The organism is Algoriphagus sp. 4150 (assembly GCF_031457395.1).
Lineage (GTDB): Bacteria > Bacteroidota > Bacteroidia > Cytophagales > Cyclobacteriaceae > Algoriphagus.
Genome location: NZ_JAVDWS010000055.1, coordinates 1 through 5330 on the forward strand (window position 1 = coordinate 1; position 5330 = coordinate 5330).

Here is a 5330-nt window from a genome sequence, read left to right on the forward strand (position 1 = left end):
TTCGTAAACATCCAGAAAAAAATGCAAACACTCAAAAAATCAGATAATCCAGTCCTGTCCGCATTGTTTCATGCTAGAAATTAGCCAAACTTGAGGTCCAAGTCTCATGACTTGGATCTATTGTATTTATCGAAGGCATATTTTGCCATTTGTGAGAACGAACGGCGGCTTAGGTAGGTGTTTTTTATAAATTTCAGGTAAGAAAAGTCTTTAACCACAAAGCACACAGAGGGATACGCAGAGGACACAATTTGATATTTTCAAGGAAATATTTTGCCATTCGTGGGACATGGACTGCGGCTCGTGCTTGGTCCAAGTCCCATGACTTGGACCTATTCTATTGCAGTCTTCAGACTGCTGTTTTTTTAACCTTCCAAAAACATAGTAAAAACATCACCTTGCGCCGTATTTTGCCACCATAAAGTCACAAAGAAATCAAAGCCCTAAAGTGAGTATACCTGCCGGCAAAGTGTCTCCATTTCTATGTTTTACTATGATTCTATGTGGTTTAGCTTTTTTCACCACATAGAATCATAGATTCCGAAAAAGCAATTGAAGTTGGCAAAATTGATGACCTTTGAGGTTTTAAAAACCTCGAAGGTCTTTTTAGAAAAACCGTGTTTGGTCCAAGTCTCATGACTTTGACCTATTGTATTGCAGTCTTCAGACTGCTGTTTTTTCACATTTTATCAAGGAAATATTTTGCCGTTCGTGGGACATGAACTTCGGCTTGAGAAACTTCACTTTGTGCCTTATTTTGCCACCATAAAGTCACAAAGAAATCAAAGCCCTAAAGTGAGTATACCTGCCGGCAAAGTGTCTCCATTTCTATGTTTTACTATGATTCTATGTGGTTTAGCTTTTTTCACCACATAGAATCATAGATTCCGAAAAAGCAATTGAAGTTGGCAAAATTGATGACCTTTGAGGTTTTAAAAACCTCGAAGGTCTTTTAGAAAATCTATTATTAAAAAGCCTCTGAGATCGAATGATTTCAGAAGTTTTACTAATCTGGTAACTAAGATGCATATCCTTGAAGACCTGCATCCAAAGACCAAATTTTAACAGACCATCCCTGAGACAAATTGCTTTGCTCCTCCCAATCTTTTATAATTGAAAAATCTCCAAAACCAATTTCCTGAGCGGCCTTTTCAGGAAAACCATCTATCCAATTTAATAAGTCTTCTTTTTCCGGAAATCTAAGTGGGATAAAAGGAGTTTGCCCATTCAGTGCACTTTTTACAAATTTCACGAATTCCTGAGCTTTGGTGAATTTGATATTCCCATTCAATTGCGCAATATGATTTCCTGTCTCAATTAAAACCACAAATGGGAGAAAAAAAATATCCTTGTCTTCTATTCGACTACCAAATTCCTTCAAGATTATCCCTCTATCCTGATTAAAACCTTCTACATCAAGAATATTCATGAAAACGGAGGTGTCAATAATCCAAATATTCGGTTTAATCATCTTACTTATTTAATGGATTCTAACCACTTTAAAGCCTTTTCTTTTTTTGCTTCCGATCCTTCATAATCTTTGACAAAACGAGAGAGTAAACCTTCGGTGACCAAATCTCCCAAGCTTCCCTGAGCAATTAATTCGGGATAATCAGGAACATCTTTGAGTGAGACTAGCTTAGAACTCCCATCCTGTTTATCACGATAGCAAAACACTACATCAGGAATCACCTCACTTGGCAGTGCATCCATCAACGCAGGATTATGGGTACTAAGAACAATTCGAAGTTTCCTTTCCACAGCAATTTTATTGATCTGATTTAGCAATAACTTCGCACGGCTTGGATGAACTCCATTATCAATTTCTTCAATAATAACAATACTCTGCTCGGGTGCAGAAAGTAATGCCGCAGCAATGGCCAAGACCCGAAGAGTACCATCAGAAAGAACACCTGCATCCATTTTTCGACTTTCATTTCCGAATGTCTCCGTTAGCGTGACCATTACCTCATCTCTTGGGGTTTCTATAAACCCAATGTCAGAAATATCCTGCTCAGGCAAGCTCTTAATAAATTTAAGGATGTTGATTTTTTGATGAGCATCTTCCTTAATAAGATTAAAAAGTACAGCCGATATATTCCTTCCATTCCCCATCAACTCCGCATCCGATATAAAGCTATAGTTCCGCATAGATTGAGGAGAAGGGTCTAGAAATAAAATATGAGACAGCATATTCTCTGTAAGAAAAGCCCTAATTGGTATTGCGGAACGTGATTTCTTGTGGGCAGATGAAATTCTTTCTGTTAGTGCAAATTGAGTAAATATTCCTAATTGATCAGAACAAGTAACCTCAGGCTTCTTAACTCCATTGGTAAAATCATTATATGCAACAACAATTTTTGTATCTGCACCTACAGAGGGTTTTACCGTTTCATACAGAATCACATTAGAGCTGGTAGTCATAGATTCACGATTTATATGAAGCTCCTTCCCTTCTCTTAAATCCAAACTTACATTAACATCCCACCTTGATGCTCCGTCTTCAATTGCACAACCTATACCAAAAGGCTGTTTAATGCTTTTGAAAACATCCTTAATCTGTCCTCGAATCTCTGCATTATTCTGATTTACCTCAAATTGTAAAGAAGAAAGCTTCTGCCCTTGTGCCATCCAACTTAAAAACCGTATAGCTTCTATTGCATTGCTTTTACCTGAAGCATTGGCTCCTACCATTACTGTCAATGGCGCCAATTTCAGCTCTGCTTTTTTGTAGCTTTTAAAGTTCTCTATTGTGAAAGATTGGATCATTAGCTTTAGTCAATAAGGTAATTAAAAATACAATTTTTTAACGGAACTCCGCTTTTTTCCAATGGTTCAAGATACAAATCTCCAAGTATCCCGTCCAGCTTCCGGAGAAGCAGGACAACTGCAATCTCGAACCACTCAAAACTTATACATCGCCGTTACCCCGAAAGTAGCAGGATTGCCTAAGTGGGCAGGGCCAAAGTTGTATGCATAATCGATGTAGGTAGTATCAAATATATTCTTAGCCCAAAGGGAAAGCTCCATCGTATCGGTCATTACTCCAAATTTCGCATTGGCAATCTGATAAGCATCTTGTCTGATGGTGTTTTCCAAGTTGAAAAACTGCTCCCCGAAATACAACCACTCTGCTCTTACCAACCAGCTCAGCTGACTTGAGTAAAAGAACTGGGGTGTCCATTGCACTGCTACCATGGAAGTCACGTCGGGAGTGAAAATCTGTCTGTTGCCGGAGTAATCTACCTCACCGGATTCTCCGGGAAGCATCAACTTGTCAAAAGTCGCATGCGTATATCCAAAGCTCCAGTCAATGCTTAAGTCCTTGGAAGGAAGTGCACTTACCTCCCACTCTACTCCCGTGCTGGTAAGATCACCTGCATTGGTGGTCACCACAATAGCATCCGGCAAAATCAACCCTGGCACCTGAACATCAGAAATAGTAGTGATAAAAGCCGATACATTGACTCTCATCCTCCTGTTAAAGAAGTAGTTTTTACTCCCGATTTCAAAGTTGTTGGAAAACTCAGGATCGTAGGCGAATAAGGGCGGATTACTTGGATCTGAACCTATCTCAGACAAGCCCCCGGGCCTGAAACCACGGCTGTAGCTTCCATAAACCTCATTGGTATTTGCCAGCTGATAAGCTAGGGCAACTTTAGGAGAAATCGCATTATAACTCACCTTAGAGGTAGTATCCGGCTGAGTTACCATAGGATCTCCCTGTCCAAAATCCATCTCCTGAGAGACAGTCAGCTTCTTTTTTTCATAATCCGAACGCAAACCACCCGTAAGTTTCAATCTATCAGTCAAGCTGTAGCTAGCCTGTCCAAAAAAAGCAAATCCGTATCCGGTGGCCACATTTGTATTGATGGTGGTGAAGTTGGAAATCGGAGAGCCAACCAATGCAGCATCATCTCCGAAATAGATCCCCTGCTTGGTGGGAGCCTCAGAATTAAAACCAAAGAACCCGACTTGCCAATTCAGCTTCTGACCGGTATTTGCAGAGGCCAATCTAAACTCCTGAGTCCAGACAGAAACAGTATTCCAATCCCGACCATAATTATTTACTATGGAAACCCCGTCAATCGGAGAGAAATCTCCATCAATAGGCGTTTTGTAGTAGCGATAATTATTTTGATAGGCTGTCTGAGAAGAGAAATTAAGATTCGGGCCTTCATTTTTGATTACCAGGGAAATATTTTGACTGTCGTCTACCATTTCCGTAATAGCATTCTGGTTTACCTCAAAAGGATTCTCCAACGCAGAATCTGCATTAGGTGCCAAAGAGAACGGTCCATTATTTCGCCCTGAGTTGCTTTTGAAGTTTAGAATTGCTTCCCAGTTTTTTGCAAAGAGGTAATTCACATTTCCGGCTATCAGCATGTTCCTCTGCTTATCAAAATTACTGTCATTGAAAAGGTTGGTATAATATCCATCCAGTTTGTCCGATAAAATAGATACTCCCACATACACCTTTTGCGGAAGCACCATAGTTTTCACTCCTGCTGCTATTCTGGAAAAGCCATAGTTTCCTACATCGGTACGGACAAAACCCGAAAGTTTATCCGATTTAGGTTTGGTGATGATATTCATCACACCTCCCATCGCATTTCTTCCATAAAGCGTTCCCTGTGGCCCCCGCAGCACTTCTATCCTTTCCACATCATTGAGTAGAAAAAAATACGTATCCAGGCCAAATTGATTTACTCCATCTACGTAAGTTGCCACTGCCGGCTCGTAAGAAGTGGTGGTAATACCACGTATAGACATTACATTTCGATTGTCACCGGGATTGGATGAGTATAGATTGGGAATGTATCCCCGAAGATCTTTTGTCTGCCAAAGATTCATTTCCTCCACCTTTCGGGCATCAAGTGCAGACACACTGAAAGGCACTTTTTGTAGGTTTTCACTCTCCTTTTGGGCAGTCACGATGATCTCACCGAGCTGGCTTTCAGGAATGGTATCATTCGTCTGTGCATAAGAGATTCGGGTTGCAATGCTTAACCCGGCGACAAAAACCAGCTTCGCCAGAGTCTGGGTATTGATAATTGGCATAATAGGATTGGTACAGTTTCAGCTACGAATTTAAGGCATGAAGGATTAAATACATGCTAAATTGTGACTAATTCCGCTTACTGATCATCGGAGTGAGATGAGGCTAAAACCACAGTAACCATTTTAGCTATATCAAATGAAATTACTTTAAGGTCAAAAGGATCAATTTATGTCTCCTTGAATTTCAAACTTTCTATGAGATCTATAAAGTATTGCGGACTCCAGATTGATAGTGACGAATCATCTTGGATAAATCGTATTACATCCTC

Annotated in this window: 3 protein-coding genes; all 3 read right to left on the bottom strand. The window is 40.1% G+C overall.

All coding sequences use genetic code 11. The features are described from left to right. Positions 1–1018: 1018 nt before the first annotated feature. The 3 genes from J2X69_RS24550 to J2X69_RS24560 all read right to left on the bottom strand — a co-directional run bounded on the left by J2X69_RS24550 (position 1019) and on the right by J2X69_RS24560 (position 5061). Positions 1019–1471, bottom strand: coding sequence for a hypothetical protein (locus J2X69_RS24550; protein ID WP_310109469.1), 453 nt, complete (start codon positions 1469–1471; stop codon positions 1019–1021). Positions 1472–1476: 5 nt separating this feature from the next. Continuing rightward, entirely contained in the window at positions 1477–2769 is a 1293-nt protein-coding gene (locus tag J2X69_RS24555) for an AAA family ATPase (protein WP_310109471.1), read from the bottom strand. 135 nt (positions 2770–2904) lie between these two features. Beyond that, positions 2905–5061, bottom strand: a complete 2157-nt coding sequence (locus J2X69_RS24560) for a TonB-dependent receptor (RefSeq protein ID WP_310109474.1) — start codon at positions 5059–5061, stop codon at positions 2905–2907. Positions 5062–5330: the final 269 nt, after the last annotated feature.